We start from the raw sequence: 26,191 nt of genomic DNA on the forward strand, positions 1-26,191 counted from the left end.
GACCCGGAATGTCCCCCAAGATCAACGAGTTTTTCGGGACATCACAGTATGACCAGCGTTCTCTACAACGCCGCCGCCACCACCGCTCTGCGCGTTCTCCAGAGCACCAACACCAAGCTCGACACCGTCGAAAACCGCATCTCCACCGGTCTCAAGATCGGCGAGGCGAAGGACAACGCCGCCTACTGGTCGATCTCGACCACGCTGAAGTCCGACAACTCGGCCATGTCGAGCGTCTCCGACGCCCTCGGCCTCGGCGCCGCCACCGTCGACACCGCCTATCAGGGCCTCAACAGCTCGCTCGACGTTCTCAACAAGATCAAGGAAAAGCTGACCTCGGCGACCCAGGATGGCGTCGATCGCAAGGCTGTCCAGGACGAGGTCGATGCCCTCCAGGAGCAGCTGAAGTCGATCGCCAACTCCTCGACCTTCTCGGGCGAGAACTGGCTGTCGGTCAATTCGCAGGTCGCCGGCTACAACCCGACCAAGAGCGTCGTCGCCTCCTTCACCCGCGATGCCAACGGCTCGGTTTCGATTGGCAAGATCGACATCAACACCTCCTCGATCGCGCTCTACGACGCCAGCACCGTCAGCGACTCGGGCGGCATCCTCGATGGCCAGGTCGCGCTGAAGAAGGCCGACGGATCCGACCTCAAGGTCGGTGGCAAGGCGACGGACAAGGGCAACACCTCGACGGGCGGCTTGAGTGCAACCGCCAGCTCGGATACCGGCGTTGCAGCGACGGCCCTGGAGGGAACGGCCGGTGCTCCTGGAACGCCGACTGCGACTTTCGCCTTCGGCACCTTCGATGCAACTGGTATTGATACCGGCGACACGATTAGCTTCAACCTGACTGGGGGAAGCGCGACGAGCGCAACGGCAGTCACTGTCGATCTAACCTCCGTCACCGATGCTGCCACCCTCCGCACGGCGATCACGAACGCGCTGACGACCGCGACGATCACGGGTGTCACCGTCGGCGGCACTGGCAACGCGATTACCTTGTCCGCAGCGACGGATATTACCGTTGCTGGCACGACACCCAACAACGTTAACGCCGATGGCACGACGACAACGACGCTGGGCCTCGGCAACGGCACTCAGACGGCCTCAACTGGGACCGGGACCGCAGGCGAGCTGACCACCGGCACGTTCACTACGACCGGGCTGGCTGAAGGTGACCAGCTCACTTTCTCGCTGACGGTCGATGGCGCGGCTGAGCCGGTCGTGAAGACCATCACCGTTGGGGCTTCGCACAGTGTCTCGGACATTGCAGCGCTCCTCGACACGGCGTTTGACGGCGCCGTCGACGTGGCTGAAGGCAGCACCCCTGACACCGGCAAGTTGGTCTTTAAGTCTCAGTCTACCGGTGCAGCATCGAACGTTAAGCTCAACAGCGTCGTGATTAAGGACGCCGACGGCGCCTACAAGGTTCCGTCGACCCCCACCGGTCTGCCGACCACGGAAGCCGCTACGGTATCTACTGGCACGTTCTCCGCGCTCACCCTCGACAAGGACGACAACCTTTCCTTCACCATCCAGGTCGACAAGGCCCTGGCGCCGACGACCGTGCGGATCGACCAGGCCCTGGTCGACTCTGCCCTCAAGGATGTCACTGGCCACACGTCGGGCAACATCGCCGACGCCGACCAGTTCAAGACGGTGATGGAAGCCGCCTTGAAGGCCGCGAACGTCAAGGGCGTGACCGTTGGCAAGGCCGGCACGACTGGTTCTGAGCACCTGACCTTCACGTCGGAGACGGCGGGTGCGGACTCGAGCCTCAAGCTCTCGGCTGTCAATGTCAGCCAGGGTGCCTCGACGATCTCGGTCGACGAGATCGACGTGACCTCGGAGAGCTTCACCGCGCTGTCGCAGGCCGACCAGGCCGATGTGCTCGCGGCCTACATCTCGGTCGTCAACACCGCGATCAGCAAGGTGACGGCGGCGGCTTCCTCTCTCGGCGCGGTCTCTGGCCGCATCGAGCTGCAGCAGGGCTTCGTCACCGACCTCATGGACACCATCGACAAGGGCGTTTCCGGCCTCGTCGATGCCGACATGAACGAGGAGTCGACCCGTCTTCAGGCTCTCCAGGTCCAGCAGCAGCTGGGCGTCCAGGCCCTGTCGATCGCCAACCAGTCGGCTCAGAACGTCCTGCGTCTCTTCCAGTAAGCTGGTTAACGCCGCCCGAAAGGGCGGCACGCCAGCGCCGCACCGAGCCGACGCAAGGCTCGATCCGGCTTCAAGAATTGGAACCCCTGGGCCTTTGGCCTGGGGGTTTTCTTTTACCAGGGAGCGATACGAAGCGGCATGGCAGGCGCAAGTCGAGAGCGCCGTTAACCTTCGTTAGCCATAGCTTAACCCCCGCGCAAGCTTGCCCCGCAATAGTCCCGCTTGAAATGCGGTGACATGGCATTAGGGGGCCCTTTATGACCTTCGTCGGGCGCGAACAAGTCGAACAGGTGATGGCGAATCTCGGCGCGCTGGGGCCGAGAAAGCTCGGCGCGCTGGCGATTGTCGGCGCGTTGATCGTCGCCATCGTCGGTATCGGCGCCTACTATCTCAGCAGGCCCGATATGGAGGCCCTTTATTCGGGTCTCGAGCGGTCCGACGTGACGCGTATCTCCGCCACGCTCAGCGAGTCAGGCATTCCCTTCAGCGTCAACACCAAGGGCGACACGGTGATGACGCCCTTCTCGCAGACCGCGCAGGCCCGCATGCTCCTTGCCGAGCACGGCCTGCCGAGCGGCGAGAGCGGCGGCTACGAGCTGTTCGACAATCTCGGCTCCATGGGCCTCACCTCCTTCATGCAGGAAGTGACGCGGGTTCGCGCCCTGGAGGGCGAGATCGCTCGCACCATCCAGACGCTGAGAGACGTTCGCGCAGCCAGGGTTCATATCGTGCTTCCCGACGAAGGCTCGTTCCGGCGCGAGAAGCAGAAGCCCTCCGCCAGCGTCGTCATCCGCACCGACACGCCCGAATCATTCACCTCGGCGCAGGCGATCCGCCATCTCGTGGCGGCGGCGGTCCCGCAGATGACGCCGGAAGAGGTGACGATCCTCAGCGCGGACGGCACGCTGCTCGCCTCGGGCGATGATTCGACCTCGGCCGCGCCGACCAAGCTGTTCGGCATCGAGAAGATCGTCTCGAACGGCGTCGAGGAGTCGATCCGGCGCACCCTTTCGCCCTATCTCGGCATCGGCAACTTCCAGTCCTCGGTGGTCGCGCGGCTCAACACCGACCGCAAGCAGGTCAACGAGCGCATCTTCGATCCCGACGGCCGCGTCGAGCGCTCCGTGCGCACCGTGCGCGAAACCAACAATTCGACGAATTCGCAGACGGAAACGCCCGTCACCGCCGACCAGAACGTTCCGCAGGACCAGACCCAGGCCGCGAGCGGCAACCAGTCGAAGACGGATTCCGAGCGGCGCGAGGACCTTTCCAACTTCGAGATCAACGAGAAGACCATTCAGACCCAGTCCGATGGCTATTCCGTCGATCGTCTGTCCATCGCCGTCGTCGTCAACCGGGCCAAGCTCGCCGAAACCATCGGCAAGGACGCGACGCCCGAGCAGATCGACGCCGCTCTGGCCAACATCAAGAACATCGTCGCTTCGGCGGCCGGCTATTCCGAGAAGCGTGGCGATCAGCTGAATGTCAGCGCCGTCGACTTCGTGGCCTCCGCCGACTCTCTCGAGCCCGTGCCTGCGCCTGGCTTCGGCGAGATGTTCATGCGCCAGTCCGGCACGCTCATCAACGCTCTGACGGCGCTCGTTGTCGCGGTCCTTCTGATCTGGTTCGGCCTCAAGCCCGCCATCCGCGCCATCACGGCCACCTCCGCGACGGCCGCCGCCGCTGCCGAAGACAGCATCAACCTCGAGAATGCCGGAATGGCGGATTTCGCCGGCATGGACGCCATCGGTGGCGCCGACGATGGCGCGCCGCTCACCAACGAGATGGCCGAAAACCTTCTCGCGGGCATCGATTTCGACGGTGTCGGCGGTGCCATGGGTGGCGCCATGGGCGGCGCCATGAGCGACGACCTTCTCGAGGAACTCGCCGAAAGCAAGCGCAACTCGCCGCAGGCGCGCCTCGCCAAGCTCGTCGAATTCGATGAAGAGCAGGCCGCTGAGATCTTGAAACAGTGGATTCACCAGAAGGAGGCCGCATGACCGCGATCCCTCTTGCCCAATACCTGTCCGAGTTCGAGCAGCGCACGGCAGTCCCATTCCGCAACGGAAAACCCCACCGCCACGGGCGGGCGGAGCAGGCGACCTTCGAGCATCTCGGCTACGGGAGCGAGGAAGAACCGGCGCCGGTGCTTTCCATCGAGGCGGATGCCGAAGCCTCCTTCGAGGACGCGGCGCCTGCTCTGGCTGAAATCGAGCTGACCCCCGAGCCCTCTCTCGATCTCGACGATGTGCGCGAGAAGGCCTTCTGTGATGGCCGCGAGTCGATGCGCGCCGAGATGGAGGCCGTCTTCGCCGAAACCCTCGCCGAAGAGCGCGCCAAGGCCGAGAAGATGCGCGATGAAGCGGTTGCCGAGGCGCGCAAGCAGTGGATCGGCGAGGAGGCGGAGCGCATGGCGGAACGCTTCGCGACCGGCCTCGAGCGCCTGGAGAACACGGTGAAGACGGCTCTCTCCGCCGTCCTCATGCCGGTCGCGACCGGTGCGCGCCAGCAGCGCACGGTCGAGGAGCTGATCGGCGCGATCCGCACCATGGCGCTCGACGGCAAGTCCTATCAGATCGTCGCCTCCGGCCCCGAAGACCTTCTGAACATGCTGTCCGAAAAGCTCGGCGAGCACAGGAAACTCGTGACGTTCGAGGCAGGCGAGACCGCGGAAGAGGTGCGTGTCTCCGCCGACACGACGGTGATCGAGACGCGTCTGTCGTCTTGGCGGCGTGCGTTGGAAGAGGCTTTGTCGTGAGCGAGACCAACCCGCATGCGGGCCACGGCGAGATCATCATCGTCAAGCGCGGCCATGATGATCACGAGGAGCATCATGGCGGCGTCTGGAAGATCGCCTTCGCCGACTTCATGACGGCCATGATGGCGTTCTTCCTGGTCATGTGGCTGACGAATGCGTCCGACGATGCGACCAAGAAGCAGATCGCCCAGTACTTCAATCCGATCAAGCTCAACGACGCGACGCCGTCGGCGCGCGGCCTCAAGGACGGCAATGCCGGCGAGGAGATCCCGGTGCCTGAACGTGGGGCGGGCAACGCCGATGCCTCAGGCGAGGGGTCGGGCAAGCCTGTCGCCGGTCCAGAGAAGGGCGGCGATGCCGAAGCGATCTTCTCCGATCCCTATGCCGTGCTTGCCGAAATCGCCGCAGAAGGTGGTCCCGGCACCGGCGAAAAGCTCGGCGCGGAGGGGCAACCCAACGGCAATGGCATGCCTGGCCTGAATGGCGGCGAAGCCTATCGCGACCCTTTCGATCCGTCGTCGTGGCAGCTCCAGCCCAACGCGGTCGCCAGTGCGAAACCTGGCACGACCCAAGTCGCGCCGCCGGAATTCAAGACGACCGTCGTCGTCAAGGACCCGCCGAAGCCGTCTGACAAGCCCGACACTGCCGAGAAGACTGCCGATGCGGAATCCAAGGCCGACAAGCCGAAGGATGAGGCCGCCAAGCAGGAGCAGCTGAAGCAGGATCTCGAGAAGCAGATCGCCGAGATCGCTCCGGGATTGCCGGCCAACGTTCAGGTGAGCCAGGGCAACGGCGGCGTGATCGTCTCCATTGCCGACGAGGGCAACTCAGGCATGTTCGAGATCGGTTCGGCCAAGCCGACCGCGGCGACGATAAACATGATGGCGGAGATCGCGCGCATCCTCTCGACGCGCAAGGGATCGATCTCGCTGCGTGGCTACACCGACGGGCGGCAGTACAAGGACGGCGCGTCCTACGACAACTGGCGTCTTTCGACCGACCGTGCCCAGATGGCCTATTACATGCTCGTGCGCGGTGGACTCGACGAGAATCGGGTGAAGTCGATCGAGGGCTTCGCGGACCGCAATCTGAAGGTGCCGGACAACCCCGAAGCGGCTGCCAACCGGCGCATCGAGATTCTTCTGACCGAGACGCCGGCATGACAAACCGCTCTGCCTTTGCTCCCATTGCGACCCTGGGTGCCGTGCTCTTGCTCGGCCAACCCTTGGCGCATGCCGAGGATCACGCCACCGAACCAACGCACGCCGTTGACCCGGCCGCGGCCGGCGATGCCGCGACAGCGACTGCTCATACGTCCGCCGGTGCCGAGACGGCCACGGAGGCCGCGCCCGCTGATCAAGCGGCGGTGGCGGAAGGCGGGGCGACCGCGGACGAGCGCGGTCCCTGGAAGCTCGCGCGCCCGCCGATGCCGTTCGAGATCGTGCGTTCGATGCAATTCCTTCAGGATCAGGTGGCGCGCGGAAACGGCCGCGCCATCGCGGTTCAGGCGCGACTTCTCCAGCGCTTCGGCGGCGCCTTCCTTGACCCCAACCCCGACTTCTGGTCGGACCCGCGCAATCTGCGCGCGGCGGCGCTTTTCGCCCTCAGCGGCGGCCCGCCGGCGGCGCTGCGTGGGCTGTTGGGACGTGTCAACATCGAGGGCGACGCCAAGACGATCATCGAGGGCGCTCTTGCCTATGTCGAAAACCGGCAGAAGGAGGCGCGCGAAAAGCTGTCCTCGCTGGATTTCCGGGGCATGGAGCCGGGCCTGGCCGCTCATATCAACCTTGCGCTCGGGCAGATCGATCAACTCGACAATCCCAAGCAGGCTATCGGATTCCTCGATCGCGCGCGGCTTCTCGCGCCGGGCGGCCTGATCGAGGAGGCAGCGCTGCGCCTCGAGGTTCTGCTGGCCGATCAGGTGGGCCAACCGGACAAGGCGGATGGCTTGGCACGGCAGTATTTCGACCGCTACGCCAGTTCGGCCTATGCGGACAACTTCCGCGCCAGGTTTGCCGCCGCCTATGCCGACCGGCCGACCGCCGATGCGAAGAAAACCGTGGCGACGGCGATGGACATCACCGCCAACCTCGATGCGCCCAAGCGGCTTTCCGTGCTCCTGGCCGTTGCGCGCCGCGCGCTCGTCAAGGGCAACATGCCGCTGTCGGCCGAGGCATCGCGTGAAGCCGTGACCTTTACCGAGGCGGCGCCACCGGAGCGGGCGAGGGCGCTTCTCTATTCCGTGGCCTCGACCCTATCCACCATCGACTACGGCGAGGGAGCGGCGACCCTGAACGCCATCGACCCGACGCTGCTTCAGCCCGCAGACCGCGATCTTCGCGACGCGGCCTATTCCGTTCTGGAGCAGATCAAGACAGCCAAGACGCCACAGCTTCTCGCCGGAGCGGAGCCTGACTCGGCGAGCGGTCAGGGTGATCCATCGGCGTTGGCGAGCCGGGCCGAGCAATTGTTGAAACAGGTTTCCGACGACCTCAAGGTGAAGAAGCAATGACCATTGCAGTTGCTGCTGCCGCCATCGACGGCGACGCGGTCAAAGCGGTCGATGGCCGTGGCTCGCAGGCGCACAAAAAGACGGCTGGCAAGGAGTTCGACAGCGCGCTCGGCCAGACCATGAAGGATGCCGCCTCTTCTGGCGGCAAGACAAAGGCGGCCCGCGAGAAAGCACCGGACGACGCGGCCGACGCCGACGCGTCCGCTGCCGACGGCAAGACAGGGGAAGCCGGACGCACGTTTGGAATCCAGCTGGCGGGGGTACTTTGCGCGGGCTACATGCAGCGCGCCGAGGGACTCGGACGCGACATCGTCAAGCCGGCGCCGACGCAGGACGTCGACGTTCCATCGGCGAGTGTCGGGACTGAGGCGGCTGCCGAGGACGATATGAAACTCGGAGCCGACGAGCTGAAGCGTCTTGTCGGGCTCGCCAGCGGCCTTGCCAATGACGATGGCGTGGCAGCTCTCTCCACAGGCCCGACGGCAGCGAGCGATCCGGAGTCGCTCGACGCTCTGTCGCTTTCGCTCGGTGCCAAGGTCCGCGCGGCAATCGGCGAGGACGGCGAGGCGCCCAAGCAGGTGCGCGTCGATGTGGTTCACATGGAGACCCATTTCGAGCCCAACGAGGACCAGCAGGTCGTGCTCGACAACGCATCCTCTGCTCGGAACTTCCTGGCCGGCAACGCGGCTCGTTCGGGGGACGAAACGCAGGTGGATCTGCCGGCGGTGGATTTGCCGGCATCGGGAAAAAGCGGGGACGCGCCTTCGGAATCCGAGGCTGGCGCACCGCGGCCACGCGATGCGCGAGGCGCCTGGGCCAGCTTCGCCAAGGCGCTATCCTCGGCCACGGATCCGGACCATGCCTCCGGCATGGACACTGCCAAGAGCGACGTTGCTGAGCGAACTGCTCGAACGGTCCAGGCTCCCGTGGCGGCCGCGTCGCCCGACACAGGCGGTGGCGCTGCGTCGGATCGGAAGGGCAAGGACGATGGCGACCGCTCCAGTCGCTCTCAATCCCACTTCGTCGAGCCTCGGACGTCCGAGGTGACGATGAAGAGTGTTGCGCCCGCTCCGGCGAGCGGCGTTTCGTCCGCGAGCCCGACGCTGCAGGCCGATGGCGGCACCATCGTCGGCCAGGTCGCCAACCGAATTATCGAGGCGATGCAGCCCGAAAGCGAGGTGGCAAAGCCCCAGCAGACCGCTTCGGATACCGGCTTCCGCCTCAAGGCCGGTGGCGCGGCGCTGAAGACTATGCTGGTCCAGCTCCAGCCCGAGCACCTCGGAAAGATTGAGGTGCAGATGCGTCTCGTCAACGGCCAGCTCTCGGTCGAGCTTGCTGCCAGCAAGGCGGAGACCGCCATGCAGTTGGCCGACGACCGCGAGGGGCTGCGCAAGCTCTTGCAGGGCGCGGGCTTCTCCATCGACGATGCTTCCGTCAAGGTCGTCACGCGCGAAAGCCATCTGGCGCGTGCCGGGCAGGCGGACACTTCCGGCGGGCAGACCGCCGGCAATGGCGGCCAGAACGCGGCAGGGCAGGGTGGAGAACGCTCGTCCAGCGATGCCGGACAGGGCGGACAACGCCAATCGAGCAGCCAAAGAGGGCGTCCCAGCCTTGATGAAACATCGCTGCCGCAGGGTCGCTCTGGCGGTCCTTCTGTGTTTCTCTGATCTTTCTGGCGCCGCCGCCTTGGCGGCGCCGACCACAGCCGCGACAGCGGCTTTGCCCGCTCCTTCGGCCGTCGCGTCATGCGAGAAGGTCATGGTCGCCGCATCCCGGCGCACGGGGGTGCCGCTCGGCATCCTCTACGCCGTCGGCCTCGCCGAGACCGGCCGACGTGGGACCATGTCTCCCTATGCCCTGAACATCGCGGGCAAAGCCGTCTTCGCCGATGATGCCGGACAGGCTCTCGCCGCCTTCAACGCCGCGCGGGAAAGTGGCCAGACGTTAATCGACGTCGGCTGCATGCAGATCAACCACAAGTATCATGGTCAAGCCTTCCCCAGCGTCGCGGCGATGCTCGATCCCGCGCGCAATGTCGCCTATGCAGCACGGTTTCTCGCCGACCTGAGGCGCCGTGAGGGGAGCTGGACCATGGCTGTCGCGCGCTATCACGCGGGGCCCGACAACGACCCCGCCCAGAAGCGCTATGTGTGCCAGGTGATCGTTAATATGGTTGCCGTAGGAGTGGGGCGCTGGACCGACGAGTCTCGAAAATTCTGTAATTAAATCAAGTACTTACCTCGAAGTTCCAAAATTTTAACGATCTACTAAAAATTAAGGATATGAAGCCCGGGGCCCCAATCGTAATCATTAACCATAAAGAAAAACAAAGCGATTCGAGGGGTGTTATGATCGTCGTTGTCGATAACCGCGAGCTTGTGACCGAAGGCTATCAGTCCCTTTTCGGACGCGAGGGAATCTCCGCAGCCGGCTTCAAGCCTGAAGAATTCCGTGAATGGGTAGAGACCGCGCCTGACGCGGACCTGTCCGCCGTCGAGGCGTTCCTTCTCGGCGATTTCAACGACAGGTCGTCCTGTCCACGCCTCATTCGCAGCCGCTCGCGTGCTCCGATGATCGCTCTTGCCGAGGCGCGCAGCCTCGACGGAACGCTTGATCTCTTCGCCGCCGGCGTCGACGACGTTGTTGCCAAGCCCGTCCATGTGAAAGAAATCCTGGCCCGGGTCGGCGCCATTCGCCGCCGCGAGGGCCACGACAGCGGACGCACTGTCGTCGGCGAGATCGCCGTCTTCTCCGACGGGCGTGATGCCGAGGTTGCTGGCGAAACCATCGCGCTTCCCCGCCGCGAGCGCCGCATTCTGGAGTATCTGGTCGCCAATCGCGGTCGCCGCGTTTCCAAGCAGCAGCTCTTCTCCGCCATTTACGGCATCTTCGACGAAAACGTCGAGGAGAACGTCATCGAAAGCCACATCAGCAAGCTGCGCAAGAAGCTGAAGATGCGCCTTGGCTATGATCCGGTTTCTTCGAAGCGCTATCTGGGTTACGGAATCGGGGTGGATTGAAGAAACCGTCTAGACAGATACTTAATAAATAGTTAAAGGTCCGCCCTGGATATTCTGGCGGGCCTTTTTATTTTTTCTTCTTGTAGAATCGGGCTTTTGTCGTCTTTGGCCCGAGTAGCAACAGCTACACGCAAGGCTCCTTGCTTACCTCTTCCATCCAGTGATTTCCGCTGTGTGGAAAAGGGAACGTGGAATGAGCATCTACGGGATCATGCGCTCGAGTGTTTCGGGCATGAATGCGCAGGCCAACCGCCTGAGCGCGGTCTCTGACAACATCGCCAATTCGAACACGAATGGCTACAAGAGATCGCAGACCGACTTTTCAAGCCTCGTTCTCAATTCCGGTGCGACTGGCGTTTACAGCTCGGGCGTCGTGGAAACGACGACGCGCAACCTGATCAGCCAGCAGGGGAGTCTGTCCTACACGACGTCGACCACGGATCTTGCGATTTCCGGTAACGGCTTCATGGTCGTCTCGGATGCGGCCGGCAACCCGCTTCTGACACGTGCCGGCTCCTTCGTGAAGGACTCGCAGGGCAATCTGGTCAACTCGGCCGGCTTGACCCTCATGGGCTATAAGCTGCCCTATGGCGACACGGTGGGCGTGGCCAACGGCTACGCCGGCCTTGAGGCCGTCAACCTCAACACGTCCTCGCTGATCGCGACCCCGACGACGTCGGGCATTCTGTCGGTGAATCTGCCGAAGTCGGCTGACATGGGCGGCACCGCGGCGAAGATCAACGCCGGCGTGTTCGACGTTTCCGCCGCCAATGTCGGCGACAGGGTTTCCTTCGACATTTCTTTGGACGGCGCTACTGCCAAGAAGGTCACCGTCGTGACGACGGAGGACAATCTGGCGAGCCCGGCGGCGTTCGAAAACGCGTTGCAGAACGCCCTGGATGGCGTCTTCGGCACCGATCAGGTGGTTGCCGACGTCGATTCCAGCACCAAGGCGATCTCCTTTGCCACGGGTGACAAGGGCTCCGCCGCGTCGATCAAGCTGGAAAACGTCGGCACGGCTAACGGCGACGACATCATCAGCAGCACGCTCGGCCTTGCCCCGGCGACCAGCACTGTGGCGGCGACCGGTAACTTCGCCAGCGTCAAGATCGGCACCTTTAATTCGACGGGCGCGAGCATCGGCGACAGGGTCAAGTACTCAATCGCGGTTGACGGTAACGCTCCCGTCGATGTCGAAATCGTCCTGACCAAGGCCAACACGGCCTCGGCCGCCGCCTTCAAGACAGCCTTGCAGACGGCTGTGACCGCGGCGGGCCTTGGCGATGTGAAGGTCAGCGTTTCGGGCACTGACATCAGCCTTAGCCTCGGCACGGCCTCCAACGGTACGAACAACATCAGTGTCGGGCTGGCGGCAGCCTCGGCGCTCGATGGCGATGGAACGACGACCTCAAATCTCGGTCTTACCGCCGCTGCCATCGTCAACGGCACTGACCGAGTTCCGCCCTCGGCGAACCTGGCGACCTCGACTTACACCAAAAAGACGTCTCTGGTCGCCTATGACAGCGTCGGCGCTCCCGTGACGCTCGACATCTACATGACGAAGACCTCGGACAACGTCTGGGAGATGGCCGTCTATAATCGTGCCGACGCCGACAAGGGCACGGGCGAGTTCCCCTATTCCAGCGCGGCGCTGACCACTCAGACGCTGAGCTTCGACGGCGACGGCAAGCTCAGCTCTGCCGGCAACCTCACCTTCGTCGTGCCGAACGGCAAGGAGATGACGCTGGACATCTCCAGCTTCACTCAGCTCGGCGCCGATTATACTCTCCTCGAAGGCCAGACCAACGGCAATTCGCCGAGCGATGTCGACAAGGTCGAGATCAGCTCGGACGGCATCGTCAGCGCCGTCTTCGAGAACGGTTCGACGCTCAAACTCTACAAGATCCCCATGGCCATGGTGGAAAGCCCGGAAAATCTGCAGACGATCTCGGGCAACGCCTTCCAGGCCACGATGGCCTCGGGAGCTGTGACCATCGGCTTCGGCGGCGAGGGCAGCCTTGGCAAGCTCGTCTCCGGCGCGGTCGAGCTGTCGACCGTCGATCTGGCGTCCGAGCTGACGGACATGATCGAGGCGCAGAGAGGCTACACCGCCAACTCCAAGGCCTTCCAGACCGGCGCGGACATCCTCGACGTTCTCGTCAACCTGAAGCGGTAATCCGCGTCCGCCTAGCACGCAGATCCAGAGGCTTATATGTCGCTCACTTCCGCCCTCGACAGCGCGAAATCAGCCATCACGACCAGCTCTCAGCTGACGTCGATCGTTTCGCGCAATATCGCCAACGTCAATTCGACCACGGCGACGCGCAAATACGCGAACGTTGCGACGGGGGCGGACGGCAGCGTCTCGGTCATGTCGGTCTCGCAGTCGACCAACCTGGCGCTGTTCCGCAACAAGCTGGACGCGACCTCGGAGAACGCCTCGCTCTCGGCTCTGACGAGCGGGCTAGGCCAATTAGCAACAACGGTCGGCGATACCGAGGATGAGATATCGCCGGCTTCCCTGGTCGGAAAGCTCCAGAGCGCGTTGACCGCCTATTCCGCCAGTCCCGACAGCGCCGATCTCGCGCGTTCGGCGATGCAGGCGGCGAAGAACCTGGCGCAAGGCCTCAACGACGCCAGCGACGTCGTGGAGACGGTTCGGCGGGACGCCGACAATGCCATCTCGGTGGCGGCCGGCGAGATGAACGATCTTCTTGCCCAGTTCAAGTCGCTGAACGACAAGATCGTCTCCGGTTCCAAGCTTGGGGCGGATGTCACCGACTACATGGACCAGCGCGACCAGATCGTGTCGCAGCTTTCGGAATATGTCGGCGTCACGGTCGGCAAGCGCGCCAACAACGACATGGTGCTCTACACCGATTCCGGCGTGACCATGTTCGAGACGACGCCGCGGACCGTCAGCTACAGCAAGTCCATTCCGATGGATGCCGGTCAGGCAGGCAACAGCCTTTATATCGACGGCGTCGCAGTGACCGGCGAAAATTCGACCATGCCGATCCAGAGCGGCAAGATCTTTGGCCTGACACAGCTTCGCGATCAGGTCAGCGTCACCTATCAGAACCAGCTGGATCAGATCGCTCAGCAGGTGGTCAGCGCCTTCTCCGAGACGAGTTCGGGCAAGCCGGTTTTCGGCATCTTCACCGATCCCTCGGCCGACAGCCCGGACAAGATGAAAGTCGACGGGCTGGCCGGGCGGCTCAGCATCTCCGACAACCTTGCGGATTTCCCCCTGCGCGACGGTGCCCTCGGCAGCTACAACAGCGCGGGCGCTTCCGGCTTCGCCGATCACATCAACCAGCTCATCGACAATCTCAACGCGAAGCAGACCTTCGACGCCTCGGGCGGCATCGAAACCTCCGCGACGCTGGTCAACTTCGCCTCGTCTTCCGTCGGGTGGCTCGAGGGCGTGCGCTCCAACGCGCAAAACGAAGCCGAGTATCAGTCCACGGTGCTCCAGCGCACCCAGGAAGCCTTGTCGGATGCCACCGGTATCAACCTGGACGACGAACTGACGCAGCTCCTGCAGTTCGAACAGTCCTACCAGGCCTCCGCCAAGCTGATCTCAACGATCGACCAAATGCTGCAAGTTCTGCTCGACAGCGTGCACTAGGATCGCAAAGTCCATGAGCATCTCCACACTCTCTCTCATCACGGCCCAGCGGACGACGATCCTGCGCTCCCAGGAGCAGATCCGAGACGCGGAAAAAGAGGTTTCCACGGGGCGCCACGCCGACGTGGGTGCCTCGCTCGGCGCAACGACCGGACAGGCCGTCACCCTTCGGGTCGAACTGTCGAGCGTCGACAGCCAGCGCACCAGCAACAACCTCATCGGCGTCCGGCTCGATTCGATGCAGGACGTACTTTCAGGCCTGCAGAAATCGGCTCAGAGCTTCAACTCCGCGCTGGTGACGGGGCAGACGGCTTCGGTCGATATTTCGACGCTCGTCACCCAGGCGAACGCCGGTCTCGAGCAGCTTTTCGGCGCGCTCAACACCGCGACCAACGGCCAGTATCTCTTCGCCGGCACCAACACCTCGGAGCAGCCGAGTGTCTACAACAACCTCCAGGACTACGAGGGTTCGCCCGCGCAGGAGGCCCTGCTTCAGTCGGTGCAGGACTACAAAAACAATGTCGACTCGACCTTCAGCCTTGCGACCGCGACGCAAACGCAGATGGAGGACTTCCTCAATAGCTCCTTTGCGAGCCTCTTCGACTACGACCCCGACAATCCGTCGGACGCCGATGCGTCGACCTGGAAGAGCCTGTGGTCCAATTCCAACAGCGATCCTGTTCTGAACAAGATCACTTCCAGCGAGTCGATCGACGTCTCGGCCAACGCCAATCTCGGCGCATTCCGCGATCTGCTCCAGGGCTACGCCATGATGGCTGGGCTTGGCACGCAGAATCTCAGCGAGGGTGCTCGCAACGCCCTGGTGAGCAAGGCGTCGAGCCTGACCAGCGGCGCGGTTTCCGGGCTCATCGGCCTGCAGGGCGACATCGGCCTGCGTCAGGAGCGCCTCGAGGCCGCCAACGATAGGCTCGACAGCAAGAAGGCGGTCGTCAAGGCCTCCATCTCCAGCCTTGAGGATGTCGACGTCTACGAAGCCTCGACGCGGGTCACGATGCTGACCACGCAGCTCGAGGCAGCCTATTCCCTGACATCCAAGCTTCAGGGCCTCAGCCTGCTGAACTACCTCTAGACGGTCTGAGGCAGACCTACGCCGGCCAGCAACGCGCCAAACAAGAAGGTGAACATGTACCAGTTTTCCTATGCCGAGGTCGCTCAGGACGTGTGTGTCGATGCGCGGGAGCGCGAGCGTCAGGCCCTCGACCGGTCGGTCGAGTTGCTGCGGCGGGCGGAACGCAACGGCCCGCGCTCGCGCGATGCCGTTGAGGCGCTCTACGTGACGCGCAATCTCTGGGCCGTCCTGATCGAGGACTTGGCCCGCCCCGAGAACGATCTGCCCAAGCAGCTCAAGGGCGATCTCATCTCCATTGGTCTGTGGATACTTCGGCAGGCTGAAGCCATTCGACTGGGTCAGTCGCAGAACTTCAAGGGTCTGATCGAGATCTCCGAGACCATCCGCGACGGGTTGAATTAATGTCTGTGCTCCGGATTTCCCTCAGGGCCGGCGAGAAGATCTTCGTCAACGGCGCTGTCATGCGCGTCGACCGCAAGACGTCGATCGAGTTTCTGAACGACGTCGTCTTTCTTCTCGAAGGCCATGTTCTGCAGGCGGAGGACGCGACGACGTCCTTGCGGCAGCTTTACTTCATCATCCAGATGATCCTGATCGATCCGGCCAACGCGGACGAGGCGCGCACCATGTTCGCGCGGTCGAACGAGCTTCTCCTCTCGGCCTTCACGAATGATGAGATTCTGGACGGGCTGAACGACATAGCGGACATGATCGGCCGCAATCGTCCGTTCGATGCCCTGAAGCGCCTGCGCGCCCTGATTCCCATCGAGGACGCCATCATCGCGGGCGCCCCCGTTCCAGAAGTTTCCGACGAGCGCTTCGCTCGTCCGTCCAGGCTCGTTCAAGGAGCACGCTCATGAGCGTCGATTCCGTTTCGTCCACCAGCAACACACCGCCGACAAACACGTCGAACAATACGGCGAAGGACACGTCGGCCGCCAAGGCGGACATGAACTACGATTCCTTCCTTCAGCTTCTGGTCGCCCAGCTGAAGAACCAGGACCCGCTGGAGCCGATGGATTCCTCGGAATACATGGCTCAGTTCGCGACGTTCTCGCAGGTCGAGCAGACCATCAAGACGAACACGAAGCTCGATTCGCTTCTCAACGTCTCGGCCCTGACCCAGGCGGGTTCGATCATCGGCCTGACGGCGACCTCCGCCGATGGTGAGACCAGCGGTGTCGTGACCGCGGTCAAGATCACCCAGGATGGCGCGACGGCCGTCCTCGCGGACGGATCGACGCTGGTGCTCAACGAGGGCGTCAAGATCGCCTACGGGAACGCCTGATGAACGAGGCTGACGCGATCGACATCGTTCAGTCCGCCATTTGGACGATCGTTGCAGCGGCAGGGCCCGCCGTTGGCGCCGCCATGCTGGTGGGCATTCTCATCGCGCTCTTCCAGGCGTTGACGCAGATTCAGGAGGTGACGCTCACCTTCGTCCCGAAGATCCTGGCGATCTTCGTGGTGATCGCGCTCACCGCGTCCTTCACAGGCGCGCAGGTCTACGCCTTCACCCAGCAATCCTATTCGCGCATCGAGCACGGGTTCTAGTCCGCCGGTTCGGCGCGTCCGACATAAAGAGCCGGGCTCCATCGGGGCCCGGCTTTTTTCGTGAGAACAGGCAGGCGCAACCTTCGTCTGCGATGGATCGGCAATCTGGCGTGAAGACGTGTCTTCGCGCTTCGGCATGATGCCCCAGGAGTTGCCCGATGGCCGTCGACGCGCTGAAACCAGCCACCGTTGCCGAATCGAAAAGCCGCCGTGACATCGGCTTCGCTCTCGGCGTCACATTCATTCTGACAGTCCTCTTCGTGCCGATCCCGCCCATGTTCATCGACATGGGGCTGGCGCTTTCGATCTCACTTTCCGTGCTGATCCTGATGGTGTCGCTGTGGATTGAGAAGCCGTTGGACTTCTCCGCCTTTCCGACAGTGCTGCTTCTGGCCACGATGTTGCGCCTTTCGCTCAACATCGCCACGACGCGCGTCATCCTGCAATACGGCAACGAGGGCTACAACGCCGCCGGCCACGTGATCGGCGGCTTCTCGCAGTTCGTGATGGGCGGCGACTTCGTCATCGGTCTCGTCGTCTTCGTCATCCTGATCACCGTGAACTTCATGGTGATCACCAAGGGCGCGACGCGTATCGCGGAAGTGGGTGCGCGCTTCACCCTCGACGCCATCCCCGGCAAGCAGATGGCGATCGACGCCGACCTTTCGGCCGGTCTCATCGACGACAAGCAGGCGCAGCTGCGCCGCCGCGAGCTGGAAGAGGAAAGCTCCTTCTTCGGCTCCATGGACGGTGCCTCGAAGTTCGTGCGCGGCGACGCCATCGCCGGTCTCATCATCACCGCCGTCAACATCTTCGGCGGCATCATCATCGGCGTCACGCGCCACGGCATGGATGCGGCGAGCGCGGCCGACGTCTTCACGAAACTGTCGGTCGGCGACGGTCTGGTCTCTCAGATTCCGGCGCTCATCGTCTCTCTGGCCGCCGGCCTTCTCGTGTCGAAGGGCGGCACGCGCGGCGCGGCCCAGTCCGCGGTCCTCGGCCAGCTCGGCTATTATCCTCGCGCCCTGTGGGTGGCGGCCGGCCTCATGATCGTGCTCGCCGTGATGCCGGGGCTGCCGATGCTGCCCTTCCTCTTCCTCGCCTCGCTGATGGCCTTCACCGCCTACACCGTTCCGCGCCAGCGCGCCGAAATCGAGCGCAAGGCCGAAGTCAAGCGCCAGCAGGAAGAGGCAAAGGTCAAGGAGGCCGAGCGCGTCTCGGTCAAGGAATCGCTGCGGATTGTTGAAATCGAGCTGGTTCTTGGCAAGCAGCTCTCCGCTCATCTCATGCTGTCTCGCGACGAGCTCGCTCATCGCGTCCAGAAGATGCGTCGGCGCTACGCCTCGCGTTTCGGCTTCGTGGTGCCCGAGATCAAGCTGTCCGACGACTTCTCGATCGATCCCAAGGGCTACGAGATCAAGATTCACGGCACCGCGGTGGCAAGTCAGACGCTTCGCCTTGGCGCCTTCCTCGTCGTGCTCGGCGATGCTCCCCCGCCGGACGTGCCGCACGACATCACGAAGGAGCCTGCCTTCGGCCTGCGCGCGGCGTGGGTTTCCGAGAGCTTCGCCTCCGAGGTGCGGCGCAGCGGCTTTGAGCCGGTCGACACACTGTCCGTGCTCCTCACCCATCTGTCCGAGGTGATCCGCAACAACCTCGCCCAGCTTCTGTCCTACAAGGACATGCGTGGTCTGATCGACAGGCTGGAGCCCGAGTACAAACGCCTGATCGAGGAAGTCATTCCCGCGCACATGTCCTATTCGGGGCTTCAGGCGGTTCTCAAGCTCCTGCTCGCGGAGCGCGTCTCGATCCGCAATCTCAATCTCATCCTCGAGGCTATCGCCGAAATCGCGCCCCATGTGCGCCGCTCCGAGCCGATCGTCGAGCATGTGCGGATGCGCATGGCGCAGCAGATCTGTGGCGATCTGCTCCACAACGGCCAGCTTTCGGTGCTGAGGCTCGGCAACCGTTGGGACCTCGCCTTCCACCAGGCGCTGAAGCGCGATCCGAAGGGAGACGTGGTTGAATTCGACATCGACCCGCGTCTTGTCGAGGAGTTCGCGACGGAGGCGAGCAAGGTCATCCGCGCCAAGATGGATCAGGGCGAGAACTTCGCGCTCGTCGCGGCGCCCGACGCGCGGCCTTACGTGCGCATGATGATCGAGCGCATCTTCGTCAATCTGCCGGTGCTCTCGCATCTCGAGATCGCTCGCGGTGTCGAGATCAAGGCGCTGGGCTCGATCTCCTGATGGACCTGTCGACGACAATCCTGTCTCTGTTCCTGATCTTCTGCCGGATCGGCAGTTGCCTGATGGTACTGCCGGGATTTTCGTCCTCGCGCGTGCCTGTCCAGGTGCGGCTGTTCCTGGCCTTCGCGATCTCGCTGGCGCTGTCGCCGGTGCTCCTGCCGACCCTTCTGCCGCTCATGGAACGCGCGACGGATTCCGACCGTCTGTCCTTGATGATGACGGAGCTTCTGAACGGAATCTTCATCGGCCTGCTCGGGCGCACCTTCATGATCGCCCTGCAGTTCGGCGCTTCTTTCGTCGCCAGCGCCGTGGGACTGGGCCAAGCGCTCGGAGCGGGCATTGAGGACGGCGAGCACGGGGCCACGTTGGTGACGCTGGTGACGCTGACGGCGACGACGCTGATCTTCGTGACCAATCTTCATGCCGAGATCGCGCGCGCTCTTATTGCGTCCTATACGGCCATGCCGGTGAACGCAGGCTATTCGGTGCGCGCCGGGCTCGTCTCGCTCACCGACAATCTCGACGAGACGTTCATGCTCTGTCTCAAGATCGCGAGCCCGTTCGTGCTCTATGCGCTGCTGGTCAACTTCGCCATCGGCCTCGCCAACAAGCTGACCCCGCAGATCCCCATCTACTTCATTTCGATGCCGTTCGTTCTGGCCGGCGGCCTTATCATCTTCGGCTACTCGATCGGCGACTTCCTCACGATCTTTCTCCAAAGCTTCGCACGATGGGTGGCGCAGGGATGAGCGACAGTGAAAAGCGCGTGAAGCGGCTCGAGCGTCTCATGCGGGTGCAGACCAAGAAGCGCGAGATCGAGGAGTGGCGTCTCGCCCATCTGAAGCGCGAACGCTCGGAACTCGACCAGAAGGAGACGGACATCATCGCCAGTCTCGGCGTCGATACCGAACTCCATGGCCTTTTCCTGGACTCGAAGGTGCGGACCCTGCGGCGCAACGATCGCGCCAAGGCCAAGAACTCGGCCGATCAGGTTCTGTCGGCCCAGCGCCTGGAGCAGGAGCGCCGGCGGGAGAAGCAGGCCGAACGTTTCCGCGAGGAGGCCGAGCGCGTGGCGGATGCGCGGGCAGATCAGAAGGAATTGCAGTCCGTGCTCGAAAATCTGCTGTCGCGCGCGGATGCAAGCTTCGAATAAGTCGAAGCGCCTAGAACTCATCAGGAAGTTCGACGCGGATTCTGCGAATGGCCATTACTCCTCCGACCGATCTCGTCCTTGACGTCATGCGCGCAGCCGGCCCGGATGCGAGCGACGCGCTGGCGTCGCGTCTCGGCCGTGTGGGCCCGGCAAGCACGACCGCCACGGCGGATCAGGCGCTGGCCTTCAACGAGACCATGAAGAGCGAGGCGAAGGCCGCTGCTCCCGCTTCCTCGGATATCCTTCCGCTCGGGCACCATGAGAGCCGCAAGGCCTCGCCATACGAGAAGTTCGAGGCCTTCGTTCTCAGAAGCTTCGTCGAATCGATGCTGCCCAGCGAGGAGAGCGGCTTTTACGGCGATGGCGCCGGTGCCAACATCTGGCGCTCGATGATGGCCGAGCAGGTGGGCGATCAGATCGCCAAGGACGGGGGCATAGGCATCGCCGAGATGCTTGAGCGTCGTGCCGAGCAGAGCAAGAGCGGACAGCTCGCCGATATTTCGACTGATGCCGCGACCGCCGGCATGAATGCAGTGAAAGCCCGGGCCAGCGTGCTCCAGGGCCTTGAGGACTTGTAGGAGAGGACCATGGAAACCGTGCTGCTCCAGGCGATCGGCCGTCTCGAAACGGTGTTGGCGAACGAAACGGCTGCCTTGCGCGCCGGCGTCACCAAGGACCTCAAGGAATACAATGTGCGCAAGAACCAGAGCCTTCTGGAGCTGTCGCGCATGACTCGCGGCATGAATGCCGACGCGGTCTCCGACGTCGTCAAGGGGCGCCTGGCCAACCTGCGTTCCGGCCTTGATGCCAACCAGCGGGTGCTCAAGCTGCACGTCCAGGCCAGCGAGGAGATCGCAAACCTGATCGCACGGGCCATTGAGTCTGCCGAGTCGGATGGAACCTATGAAGCGCCCGTGCGCGGCGCGGTGCAGGCCAAATGATCAAGATCTTCGCTATCGGTCTTTGGGTCTGCGTGGTCACGCTGGGATCCAGCTATTTCGCGGCGTCCTTCGCCGAGAAGTCGCAACAGGCGGCTGAAGTCGCGGCCGCCGATGCGAAGCCAAGCTATTTCGAAGGTCTCGACTATCGCAAGACGGACCCGCTGACGGTTCCGATCATCGCGGACAACGAAATCCGCGGCTACATTCTCGCACGCTTCGTCTATACCATCGACGGCAAGACGCTTGCCCAGCTGAAGGTTCCGCCGGAGCCCTTCCTCGTGGATCAGGCGTTCCAGGCGGTCTATTCGCTGAAAGGCTTCGACTTCAATCGGCCTGAGCGCTACGATCTCAAGAAGCTGACGGCGGACATGAAGGAGGCGGTCAACCAGCGCTTTGGTCAGAACGTCGTTGAGGAAGTGCTGGTCGATCAGTTTGACTATATCGACAAGAAGGACGTCAAGCGCGGCTGATCCAATGAACGGCTGATGCGTCAGCTTCCGATGGCGTAGTAGGGACCGGCGATCCGTTCGCGCTCCTTGATGCCGACGGAGGCGGGCGGTCCTTCGAAGCAGACGCCAGCCTCCGGCCAGATGTTCCAGATCAACTTCGCGGGGCGCTTTTGCGCCTCGCTTTCGTCGTAGACGATGAAGTGCTCGGGCAGCGCCGTCTCCTTGAAGAAGCGAAGCTTGGCGCCTCTTTCCGATTGATCGGTCATCGCGCAGTCGCAAACGAAGCGCGCCGACAGCGTCAGCACTTTTGCCGGACGAAGACGGGTGCGCAACCGCTTGAACATTCGACAGTCCATTCCGCCTTCTCCTTTCTTCCTGCTCGTCCTCAACCTCGCCTGACGTTTTCGCCGCCCGGCTCTCGATGGCGTGGCGACGGGCAGGGGGCTCGGGCCCACGGCCAGTCACCCATCTTCGTCAAAAGCCCGCTATCCGAAACGCTTCCGATCGGCTTTGGTTGAGAGTGGACCGAAATACTTCAGGATATGGTTAACCAAAAGATAAAAATGTAGGTTTATCGCCGGTTTCTGCATTGTCTTCGATGCGAGGATGAGACGGTCTGTTAATCGCAAGGCGCTAACCTTTCTCCAGGAAGAGAGAGGCCATCATGCGCGCGAAAATGACTGCGTCACAACTGCACGAGCCGCGGTTGTCCCTGCTGCGCTCCAATGCCGACGTCGAGCGGGGTGTTCCTGTCGTGCTCGATCCGGAGCCCGTTATCGATGACGATGCGGACCCCGTGATCAAGATCGCCGGCGGGCTTCTCGTGGCGGCAACTCTCGGCTTCTTCATCACGGTCCTCCAGATCTCGCACCTCGACCCGGATTTCTTCGACGAGCAGTACTTTGCCAAGCTTGAGCGGCAGGAGCGGGCGCTCGACCCGATCGTCACCGGCTCGACCGAGAAGCTGCCGGATGGGCCGATACCCGTCCCGCAGGTGGTTCGCGCCCATGTGCCGGAGCCGCAGGACTTTTCCGTCGTCATGATCTTTGGAGACGAGGCGCTGGTCGCGACCAAGAGCGAGCTCTGGCGTGTCCAGGTAGGCTCCATCCTTCCAGGGCTGGGCGAGGTGGAGAAGATCGAGTCTTCCTCGACGGGGGGGACCATCGTCACCGAAAAGGCCGTGCTGGCGCTCCAGATCGATGATGGCGGGCCGGCGACAAAGGCCATGGCGCCGGGCGAGGACTGATGGTCCTCAGCCCGTGTCAAGGTGAGGGCGCCTGGATCAAACCAGGCGAGGATGCGGCCGCTATTTCTTTTCCAGAAGCAGCGTTCCCTCGCGCTGAATGACGCCTTTCACCTTGCCGGCGATGGCGGCGAGGAAGCCCGGGAGATCGACTTCGAGATGCACATGATCGTCGAGCACGTCCAGGCGTCCGACGACCGACTGGCCCATCATGCCGGCGCGAAAGTCCAGCCTGTCCCCGCTCCACGTGTCCTCGAACTTGACGAAGCCGCCGACGGCGTCGTTTCGGACTCGACCGAAGCCACTTTCGATGCGCTTTCGCGCATCCTCGCGGGTCAGCTTGTGAGGGATGTCGATCGTGATGGTCTCGGCCATGCTGCACCTCTGGATTGATCCAGGGCTTTATGTGGCGACGAACCATGCTCTGAACAATGTCGCTCAAGCAAAAGGCCGGAGCGTTGCCCCGGCCTTTTCCCAGTGATCAGATCAGGCGAAGGCGGTCAGCAGCACCTTCTCACCGTCGGTCCGCGACCCGCCGGCCTCGCCCCCGCCGCCCTTGGCGCGTTTGCCCCGCGGCGGGCGAGCCTTCTTCTCGTCGGCGACCCTGGGGGATGTCGCGACAGCCTTGCCGGGGCCCTTCCTGGGCCCAGAGCGCGCGTTGCGTCCGCGAGCCTCGAAAGGCTTTCCGCCCTTGCCCGCCTCGCCGGGTGAACGCCGGGGCTCGTTCCGGCGCTTCTGGGGCGCGGCCTTCCTCGGCTGCGGAGCGCTGTCCGGCACATCGGGCAGGGAAGGGTCGACCTCCAGCGTGAAGCGCTGGTCGGTGAGCTTCTCGATCGCCTTCAGCTTGGCGCGCTCGGACGGGTCGACGAGGGCAACGGCGAAGCCGGACTTGCCGGCCCGCGCGGTGCGACCGATGCGGTGGACGTAGCTTTCCGCCTCTTCGGGCAGGTCGTAATTCACGACGTGAGAGATGTCGTCGACGTGAATGCCGCGGGCGACGAGATCGGTGGCCACCAGCACGCGCGTGCGGCCGCCGTGAAACTCGGCGAGGGCCTTCTGGCGCGCGCTCTGGCTCTTGTTGCCGTGGATCGCGAGGGAGCCGATGCCCGCCTTCTCCAGATCCTCGGAGAGCCGGTTGGCGCCCCGCTTGGTGCGGGTGAAGACGACCACTTTCGTCATTTCGGGCTGGGCGAGCCGTTTGATCAGCCAGTGCTTCTTCTGCTTCTGGGGCACGAGGAAGGCGCTCTGGTCGATGGCTTCCACCGCCACGACCTGCGGCGTCACCTCGACGCGCACCGGGTCCTTCAGAAGATCGGCGGCAAGCGAGGAAATGCTCTCCGGCATGGTGGCGGAAAAGAGCAGCGACTGGCGCTCCTTGGGCAGCGCCTTCTGAATGCGGCGGATGTCGCGGATGAAGCCCATGTCGAGCATCCGGTCCGCCTCGTCCAGAACGAGATGGCGCACGCCGGCGAGCGACAGGGCATTCTGATCCATGAGATCAAGCAGACGGCCTGGCGTCGCGACGACGATGTCGAGCCCGCGAGCGACATTCTGTATCTGCGGGCGGATGCTGACGCCGCCGAAGATCACGGCGTGACGCAGCGGGGTGCCTTTCGTCAACGACTGGATCGTTTCGGCGATCTGGCTGGCGAGCTCTCGCGTAGGGGCGAGAATCAGCGCCCGGCATGTCTTCGGCGTAGGCTTAGCCTTGGACGAAAGGAGAGCATCGAGAAGCGGAAGCGCGAAGGCCGCCGTCTTGCCGGTGCCGGTCTGGGCGAGGCCAAGAACGTCGCGCCCTTTCATGACATGGGGAATGGCTTCGGCCTGGATCGGCGTCGGCGTGACGAGCTCCATCGCCTGAAGCGCGGAGAGAAGCGCATCGGCAAGGCCGAGCGCCTGGAAATTCGAAGAGGTCAAACAGAACCTTTGAAGAATAATGCAGGGATCTAGCGCCCCGCGAAGGGCCGGTTCTCGCCAGCGCGGGGCGATAAGAAACGGCGGGCCGTGTCCGGGTTTTGTAAAACCCGGCTGCGCTCCAGGAAATCCGACATAGGACGGGAGACGGGCGCAACGCGCGTCACGGCGTGACAGCACTGCATATCGGGCGTTTTGTCACATCCGTCAAGGGGAAGGGTTGGATCAAGGTTGCGGGCCTTTGATGAGGGCAGTGCTCGACGACGGCGCAATACGGGGAATGTCCATGCACGAAAGCTCGGCCATGAAGGGCATCATCAACGCGTTCCCTGCAAGCCTCATGCTCTGGCTTCTGATTTTTCGGGCCGCTGCGGCATGGTTTTGAAATCCGGATTTCGCTGATCGCTTCCTCCACTCCCTGCTATGACAGCGGGATGAAGACCAGCGTCGGATTCGAGAAGTGGTTTCACCGGGCGGAAGACGAGAGCTTTCCCGTCGTGTTTCCTGACGGCTGCCGCGACGTGCTCATCGTTCGCCGGAAGGGCGAACCAGCGAAGGTTGTCTTCACCGAGTTCGACCATCGCCCGCGCCGCGCCGCCTTGACCGCCGGTACGGAGATCACGGGTTATCGGTTGCGCCCCGGAGCGTGCATTGAGCCTGATGCCCTCGACGCGCTTGCGCTTGAGCCGGAGGCCGCGGCCATCATCCTCACCCGCGCGCTGGCAGTGGCGGCTGAGATCGACGAGGCGATCATGGCATTGACGAAGCCGCATGCGAGCCTTCGCCGTGTTTCCGCCGATCTCGGCGTCTCGCCGCGTACGCTTCAGAGGCGGTTTCGCCATCTTGCGCTGCCGGGACCGGATTATTGGCGGCTGTTGGCGCGGGCGCGACGAGCGGTGGCCATGTTGGCTCTTCCCGCGTCGCTGGCTGACATTGCGGGCGAATGCGGCTACAGCGACCAGGCGCATATGACGCGAGAATTCGCCCGCTGGTTCGGCGCGACGCCGCACGGCGTCCGACGAAACAAGCATCTGTTCCGTCTTCTGTCTCAGCCGGCGCTCGGCAACTGGATCGGAGAGCAGATTTCGACGAGATAGCCATCGGGATCGCTGACATAGGAGGTGGTCTGTCCCCAGGGCTCGCGGCGCACTTCCTGGACCAGCCTGGCGCCAGCGGCGAGCGCGGCCTGAAGCGCGGCGCTGACATCGTCCGTCTCGAAGGCGATTTCGAAGACGGGCGCTCCCGCATCGGCCTTGGCCGCAGCCTTGCCGAGGCTGCGCATCAGTGCCTTGGAGGAAAAGGCGAGCTTCGTCTGACCGGTGGACAGCTCGCCATAGTCGCCTGAAGGGTGCAGGAAGCCCTTTTCGAGCCCGAATGCGCGTTCGTAGAAGCCGAGCGAGCCGGCAACGTCGTCGACATAGAGGATGGTATATCGGAAGATCATGGCCTTGCCTCGCGTGTGCTCTGTCTCGGCGAGGCTCTATCGTGCAGCGTCTGGCGGGTCTTGA

At 63.4% G+C, this 26,191-nt stretch carries 27 protein-coding genes; 23 read left to right on the forward strand and 4 right to left on the reverse strand.

The annotated features are described in order from the left end of the window. The first annotated feature begins 48 nt into the window (after positions 1–48). The 21 genes from B5D38_RS04925 (at position 49) to B5D38_RS05025 (ending at position 21,547) form a co-directional block, all read left to right on the forward strand. Entirely contained in the window at positions 49–2,169 is a 2,121-nt protein-coding gene (locus tag B5D38_RS04925) for a flagellin N-terminal helical domain-containing protein (RefSeq protein WP_078707264.1), read from the forward strand. Between the two features lie 257 nt (positions 2,170–2,426). Next, entirely contained in the window at positions 2,427–4,169 is a 1,743-nt protein-coding gene (gene fliF / locus B5D38_RS04930) for a flagellar basal-body MS-ring/collar protein FliF (protein ID WP_078707265.1), read from the forward strand. Then, positions 4,166–4,927: an SPFH domain-containing protein gene (locus B5D38_RS04935; RefSeq protein ID WP_078707266.1), complete on the forward strand. Its 762-nt coding sequence runs from the start codon at positions 4,166–4,168 to the stop codon at positions 4,925–4,927. Before fliF ends, B5D38_RS04935 begins: the two co-directional genes overlap by 4 nt. After that, a complete protein-coding gene (locus B5D38_RS04940) occupies positions 4,924–6,090 on the forward strand; it encodes a flagellar motor protein MotB (protein WP_078707267.1) in 1,167 nt (388 codons plus the stop codon). The genes B5D38_RS04935 and B5D38_RS04940 overlap by 4 nt, the downstream gene beginning before the upstream one ends. Then, complete coding sequence (locus B5D38_RS04945) at positions 6,087–7,439, forward strand: hypothetical protein (RefSeq protein ID WP_078707268.1); 1,353 nt, start codon at positions 6,087–6,089, stop codon at positions 7,437–7,439. Before B5D38_RS04940 ends, B5D38_RS04945 begins: the two co-directional genes overlap by 4 nt. Beyond that, positions 7,436–9,106, forward strand: coding sequence for a flagellar hook-length control protein FliK (locus tag B5D38_RS04950; protein WP_078707269.1), 1,671 nt, complete (start codon positions 7,436–7,438; stop codon positions 9,104–9,106). The genes B5D38_RS04945 and B5D38_RS04950 overlap by 4 nt, the downstream gene beginning before the upstream one ends. 91 nt (positions 9,107–9,197) lie before the next feature. Beyond that, positions 9,198–9,665: a transglycosylase SLT domain-containing protein gene (locus tag B5D38_RS04955; protein WP_245318841.1), complete on the forward strand. Its 468-nt coding sequence runs from the start codon at positions 9,198–9,200 to the stop codon at positions 9,663–9,665. Positions 9,666–9,787: 122 nt separating this feature from the next. Continuing rightward, positions 9,788–10,459: a response regulator transcription factor gene (locus B5D38_RS04960; protein ID WP_078707271.1), complete on the forward strand. Its 672-nt coding sequence runs from the start codon at positions 9,788–9,790 to the stop codon at positions 10,457–10,459. A gap of 193 nt (positions 10,460–10,652) precedes the next feature. After that, positions 10,653–12,635: a flagellar hook-basal body complex protein gene (locus B5D38_RS04965; RefSeq protein ID WP_078707272.1), complete on the forward strand. Its 1,983-nt coding sequence runs from the start codon at positions 10,653–10,655 to the stop codon at positions 12,633–12,635. Positions 12,636–12,671: 36 nt separating this feature from the next. After that, complete coding sequence (flgK, locus tag B5D38_RS04970) at positions 12,672–14,090, forward strand: flagellar hook-associated protein FlgK (RefSeq protein ID WP_078707273.1); 1,419 nt, start codon at positions 12,672–12,674, stop codon at positions 14,088–14,090. Positions 14,091–14,103: 13 nt separating this feature from the next. Beyond that, the gene (locus tag B5D38_RS04975) at positions 14,104–15,180 is read left to right on the forward strand and encodes a flagellar hook-associated family protein (RefSeq protein WP_078707274.1); all 1,077 of its coding nucleotides are present in this window, start codon (positions 14,104–14,106) and stop codon (positions 15,178–15,180) included. A 54-nt stretch (positions 15,181–15,234) separates the two neighbouring features. Beyond that, complete coding sequence (gene flaF, locus B5D38_RS04980; protein WP_078707275.1) at positions 15,235–15,582, forward strand: flagellar biosynthesis regulator FlaF; 348 nt, start codon at positions 15,235–15,237, stop codon at positions 15,580–15,582. After that, the gene (gene flbT / locus B5D38_RS04985; RefSeq protein ID WP_078707276.1) at positions 15,582–16,040 is read left to right on the forward strand and encodes a flagellar biosynthesis repressor FlbT; all 459 of its coding nucleotides are present in this window, start codon (positions 15,582–15,584) and stop codon (positions 16,038–16,040) included. The genes flaF and flbT overlap by 1 nt, the downstream gene beginning before the upstream one ends. Continuing rightward, entirely contained in the window at positions 16,037–16,468 is a 432-nt protein-coding gene (gene flgD, locus B5D38_RS04990; RefSeq protein ID WP_078707277.1) for a flagellar hook assembly protein FlgD, read from the forward strand. The genes flbT and flgD overlap by 4 nt, the downstream gene beginning before the upstream one ends. After that, positions 16,468–16,734, forward strand: a complete 267-nt coding sequence (gene fliQ / locus B5D38_RS04995; RefSeq protein ID WP_078707278.1) for a flagellar biosynthesis protein FliQ — start codon at positions 16,468–16,470, stop codon at positions 16,732–16,734. Before flgD ends, fliQ begins: the two co-directional genes overlap by 1 nt. A gap of 158 nt (positions 16,735–16,892) precedes the next feature. Continuing rightward, positions 16,893–18,983: a flagellar biosynthesis protein FlhA gene (gene flhA / locus B5D38_RS05000; RefSeq protein ID WP_078707279.1), complete on the forward strand. Its 2,091-nt coding sequence runs from the start codon at positions 16,893–16,895 to the stop codon at positions 18,981–18,983. Next, positions 18,983–19,732 (forward strand): flagellar biosynthetic protein FliR, encoded by a 750-nt coding sequence (locus tag B5D38_RS05005; RefSeq protein WP_078707280.1) that lies wholly within the window; start codon positions 18,983–18,985, stop codon positions 19,730–19,732. The genes flhA and B5D38_RS05005 overlap by 1 nt, the downstream gene beginning before the upstream one ends. Continuing rightward, positions 19,729–20,136, forward strand: coding sequence for a hypothetical protein (locus B5D38_RS05010; RefSeq protein ID WP_078707281.1), 408 nt, complete (start codon positions 19,729–19,731; stop codon positions 20,134–20,136). The genes B5D38_RS05005 and B5D38_RS05010 overlap by 4 nt, the downstream gene beginning before the upstream one ends. Before the next feature lie 47 nt (positions 20,137–20,183). Continuing rightward, entirely contained in the window at positions 20,184–20,714 is a 531-nt protein-coding gene (locus tag B5D38_RS05015) for a rod-binding protein (protein WP_078707282.1), read from the forward strand. A 9-nt stretch (positions 20,715–20,723) separates the two neighbouring features. Next, on the forward strand, positions 20,724–21,077 hold the full coding sequence (locus B5D38_RS05020; protein ID WP_078707283.1) for a hypothetical protein: 354 nt from the start codon (positions 20,724–20,726) through the stop codon (positions 21,075–21,077). Further along, complete coding sequence (locus B5D38_RS05025; protein ID WP_078707284.1) at positions 21,074–21,547, forward strand: hypothetical protein; 474 nt, start codon at positions 21,074–21,076, stop codon at positions 21,545–21,547. The genes B5D38_RS05020 and B5D38_RS05025 overlap by 4 nt, the downstream gene beginning before the upstream one ends. 20 nt (positions 21,548–21,567) lie before the next feature. Here the strand turns inward: B5D38_RS05025 and B5D38_RS05030 are convergent, their stop codons facing one another. Next, positions 21,568–21,882: a hypothetical protein gene (locus tag B5D38_RS05030; RefSeq protein WP_131829866.1), complete on the reverse strand. Its 315-nt coding sequence runs from the start codon at positions 21,880–21,882 to the stop codon at positions 21,568–21,570. 308 nt (positions 21,883–22,190) lie between these two features. On the opposite strand from B5D38_RS05030, the gene B5D38_RS05035 reads away from it, so the two are divergent. Then, a complete protein-coding gene (locus B5D38_RS05035) occupies positions 22,191–22,772 on the forward strand; it encodes a hypothetical protein (RefSeq protein ID WP_131829867.1) in 582 nt (193 codons plus the stop codon). Between the two features lie 60 nt (positions 22,773–22,832). Here B5D38_RS05035 and B5D38_RS05040 read toward each other — a convergent pair whose 3' ends face one another. Beyond that, the gene (locus B5D38_RS05040; RefSeq protein ID WP_078707287.1) at positions 22,833–23,144 is read right to left on the reverse strand and encodes a polyhydroxyalkanoic acid system family protein; all 312 of its coding nucleotides are present in this window, start codon (positions 23,142–23,144) and stop codon (positions 22,833–22,835) included. Positions 23,145–23,255: 111 nt separating this feature from the next. After that, on the reverse strand, positions 23,256–24,686 hold the full coding sequence (locus B5D38_RS05045) for a DEAD/DEAH box helicase (protein ID WP_078707288.1): 1,431 nt from the start codon (positions 24,684–24,686) through the stop codon (positions 23,256–23,258). Positions 24,687–25,117: 431 nt separating this feature from the next. Between B5D38_RS05045 and B5D38_RS05050 the strand changes: the two genes are divergently transcribed. After that, complete coding sequence (locus B5D38_RS05050) at positions 25,118–25,780, forward strand: AraC family transcriptional regulator (protein WP_078707289.1); 663 nt, start codon at positions 25,118–25,120, stop codon at positions 25,778–25,780. Here B5D38_RS05050 and B5D38_RS05055 read toward each other — a convergent pair. Further along, positions 25,732–26,127 (reverse strand): VOC family protein, encoded by a 396-nt coding sequence (locus B5D38_RS05055; protein ID WP_078707290.1) that lies wholly within the window; start codon positions 26,125–26,127, stop codon positions 25,732–25,734. The two genes, B5D38_RS05050 and B5D38_RS05055, sit on opposite strands and share 49 nt — an antisense overlap. Positions 26,128–26,191 lie beyond the last annotated feature (64 nt).

This window comes from Consotaella salsifontis (assembly GCF_900167365.1).
In the GTDB taxonomy this organism is placed as follows: domain Bacteria; phylum Pseudomonadota; class Alphaproteobacteria; order Rhizobiales; family Rhizobiaceae; genus Consotaella; species Consotaella salsifontis.

What these genes read in the sequence shown, in the direction of transcription:
- B5D38_RS04925 (WP_078707264.1), top strand. Translation starts at nt 49, where the DNA reads ATGACCAGCGTTCTCTACAACGCCGCCGCCACCACCGCTCTGCGCGTT.
- fliF (WP_078707265.1), top strand. Translation starts at nt 2,427, where the DNA reads ATGACCTTCGTCGGGCGCGAACAAGTCGAACAGGTGATGGCGAATCTC.
- B5D38_RS04935 (WP_078707266.1), top strand. Translation starts at nt 4,166, where the DNA reads ATGACCGCGATCCCTCTTGCCCAATACCTGTCCGAGTTCGAGCAGCGC.
- B5D38_RS04945 (WP_078707268.1), top strand. Translation starts at nt 6,087, where the DNA reads ATGACAAACCGCTCTGCCTTTGCTCCCATTGCGACCCTGGGTGCCGTG.
- B5D38_RS04950 (WP_078707269.1), top strand. Translation starts at nt 7,436, where the DNA reads ATGACCATTGCAGTTGCTGCTGCCGCCATCGACGGCGACGCGGTCAAA.
- B5D38_RS04955 (WP_245318841.1), top strand. Translation starts at nt 9,198, where the DNA reads ATGGTCGCCGCATCCCGGCGCACGGGGGTGCCGCTCGGCATCCTCTAC.
- B5D38_RS04960 (WP_078707271.1), top strand. Translation starts at nt 9,788, where the DNA reads ATGATCGTCGTTGTCGATAACCGCGAGCTTGTGACCGAAGGCTATCAG.
- B5D38_RS04965 (WP_078707272.1), top strand. Translation starts at nt 10,653, where the DNA reads ATGAGCATCTACGGGATCATGCGCTCGAGTGTTTCGGGCATGAATGCG.
- flgK (WP_078707273.1), top strand. Translation starts at nt 12,672, where the DNA reads ATGTCGCTCACTTCCGCCCTCGACAGCGCGAAATCAGCCATCACGACC.
- B5D38_RS04975 (WP_078707274.1), top strand. Translation starts at nt 14,104, where the DNA reads ATGAGCATCTCCACACTCTCTCTCATCACGGCCCAGCGGACGACGATC.
- flaF (WP_078707275.1), top strand. Translation starts at nt 15,235, where the DNA reads ATGTACCAGTTTTCCTATGCCGAGGTCGCTCAGGACGTGTGTGTCGAT.
- flbT (WP_078707276.1), top strand. Translation starts at nt 15,582, where the DNA reads ATGTCTGTGCTCCGGATTTCCCTCAGGGCCGGCGAGAAGATCTTCGTC.
- flgD (WP_078707277.1), top strand. Translation starts at nt 16,037, where the DNA reads ATGAGCGTCGATTCCGTTTCGTCCACCAGCAACACACCGCCGACAAAC.
- fliQ (WP_078707278.1), top strand. Translation starts at nt 16,468, where the DNA reads ATGAACGAGGCTGACGCGATCGACATCGTTCAGTCCGCCATTTGGACG.
- flhA (WP_078707279.1), top strand. Translation starts at nt 16,893, where the DNA reads ATGGCCGTCGACGCGCTGAAACCAGCCACCGTTGCCGAATCGAAAAGC.
- B5D38_RS05005 (WP_078707280.1), top strand. Translation starts at nt 18,983, where the DNA reads ATGGACCTGTCGACGACAATCCTGTCTCTGTTCCTGATCTTCTGCCGG.
- B5D38_RS05010 (WP_078707281.1), top strand. Translation starts at nt 19,729, where the DNA reads ATGAGCGACAGTGAAAAGCGCGTGAAGCGGCTCGAGCGTCTCATGCGG.
- B5D38_RS05015 (WP_078707282.1), top strand. Translation starts at nt 20,184, where the DNA reads ATGGCCATTACTCCTCCGACCGATCTCGTCCTTGACGTCATGCGCGCA.
- B5D38_RS05020 (WP_078707283.1), top strand. Translation starts at nt 20,724, where the DNA reads ATGGAAACCGTGCTGCTCCAGGCGATCGGCCGTCTCGAAACGGTGTTG.
- B5D38_RS05025 (WP_078707284.1), top strand. Translation starts at nt 21,074, where the DNA reads ATGATCAAGATCTTCGCTATCGGTCTTTGGGTCTGCGTGGTCACGCTG.
- B5D38_RS05030 (WP_131829866.1), bottom strand. Translation starts at nt 21,882, where the DNA reads ATGGACTGTCGAATGTTCAAGCGGTTGCGCACCCGTCTTCGTCCGGCA.
- B5D38_RS05035 (WP_131829867.1), top strand. Translation starts at nt 22,191, where the DNA reads ATGCGCGCGAAAATGACTGCGTCACAACTGCACGAGCCGCGGTTGTCC.
- B5D38_RS05040 (WP_078707287.1), bottom strand. Translation starts at nt 23,144, where the DNA reads ATGGCCGAGACCATCACGATCGACATCCCTCACAAGCTGACCCGCGAG.
- B5D38_RS05050 (WP_078707289.1), top strand. Translation starts at nt 25,118, where the DNA reads ATGAAGACCAGCGTCGGATTCGAGAAGTGGTTTCACCGGGCGGAAGAC.
- B5D38_RS05055 (WP_078707290.1), bottom strand. Translation starts at nt 26,127, where the DNA reads ATGATCTTCCGATATACCATCCTCTATGTCGACGACGTTGCCGGCTCG.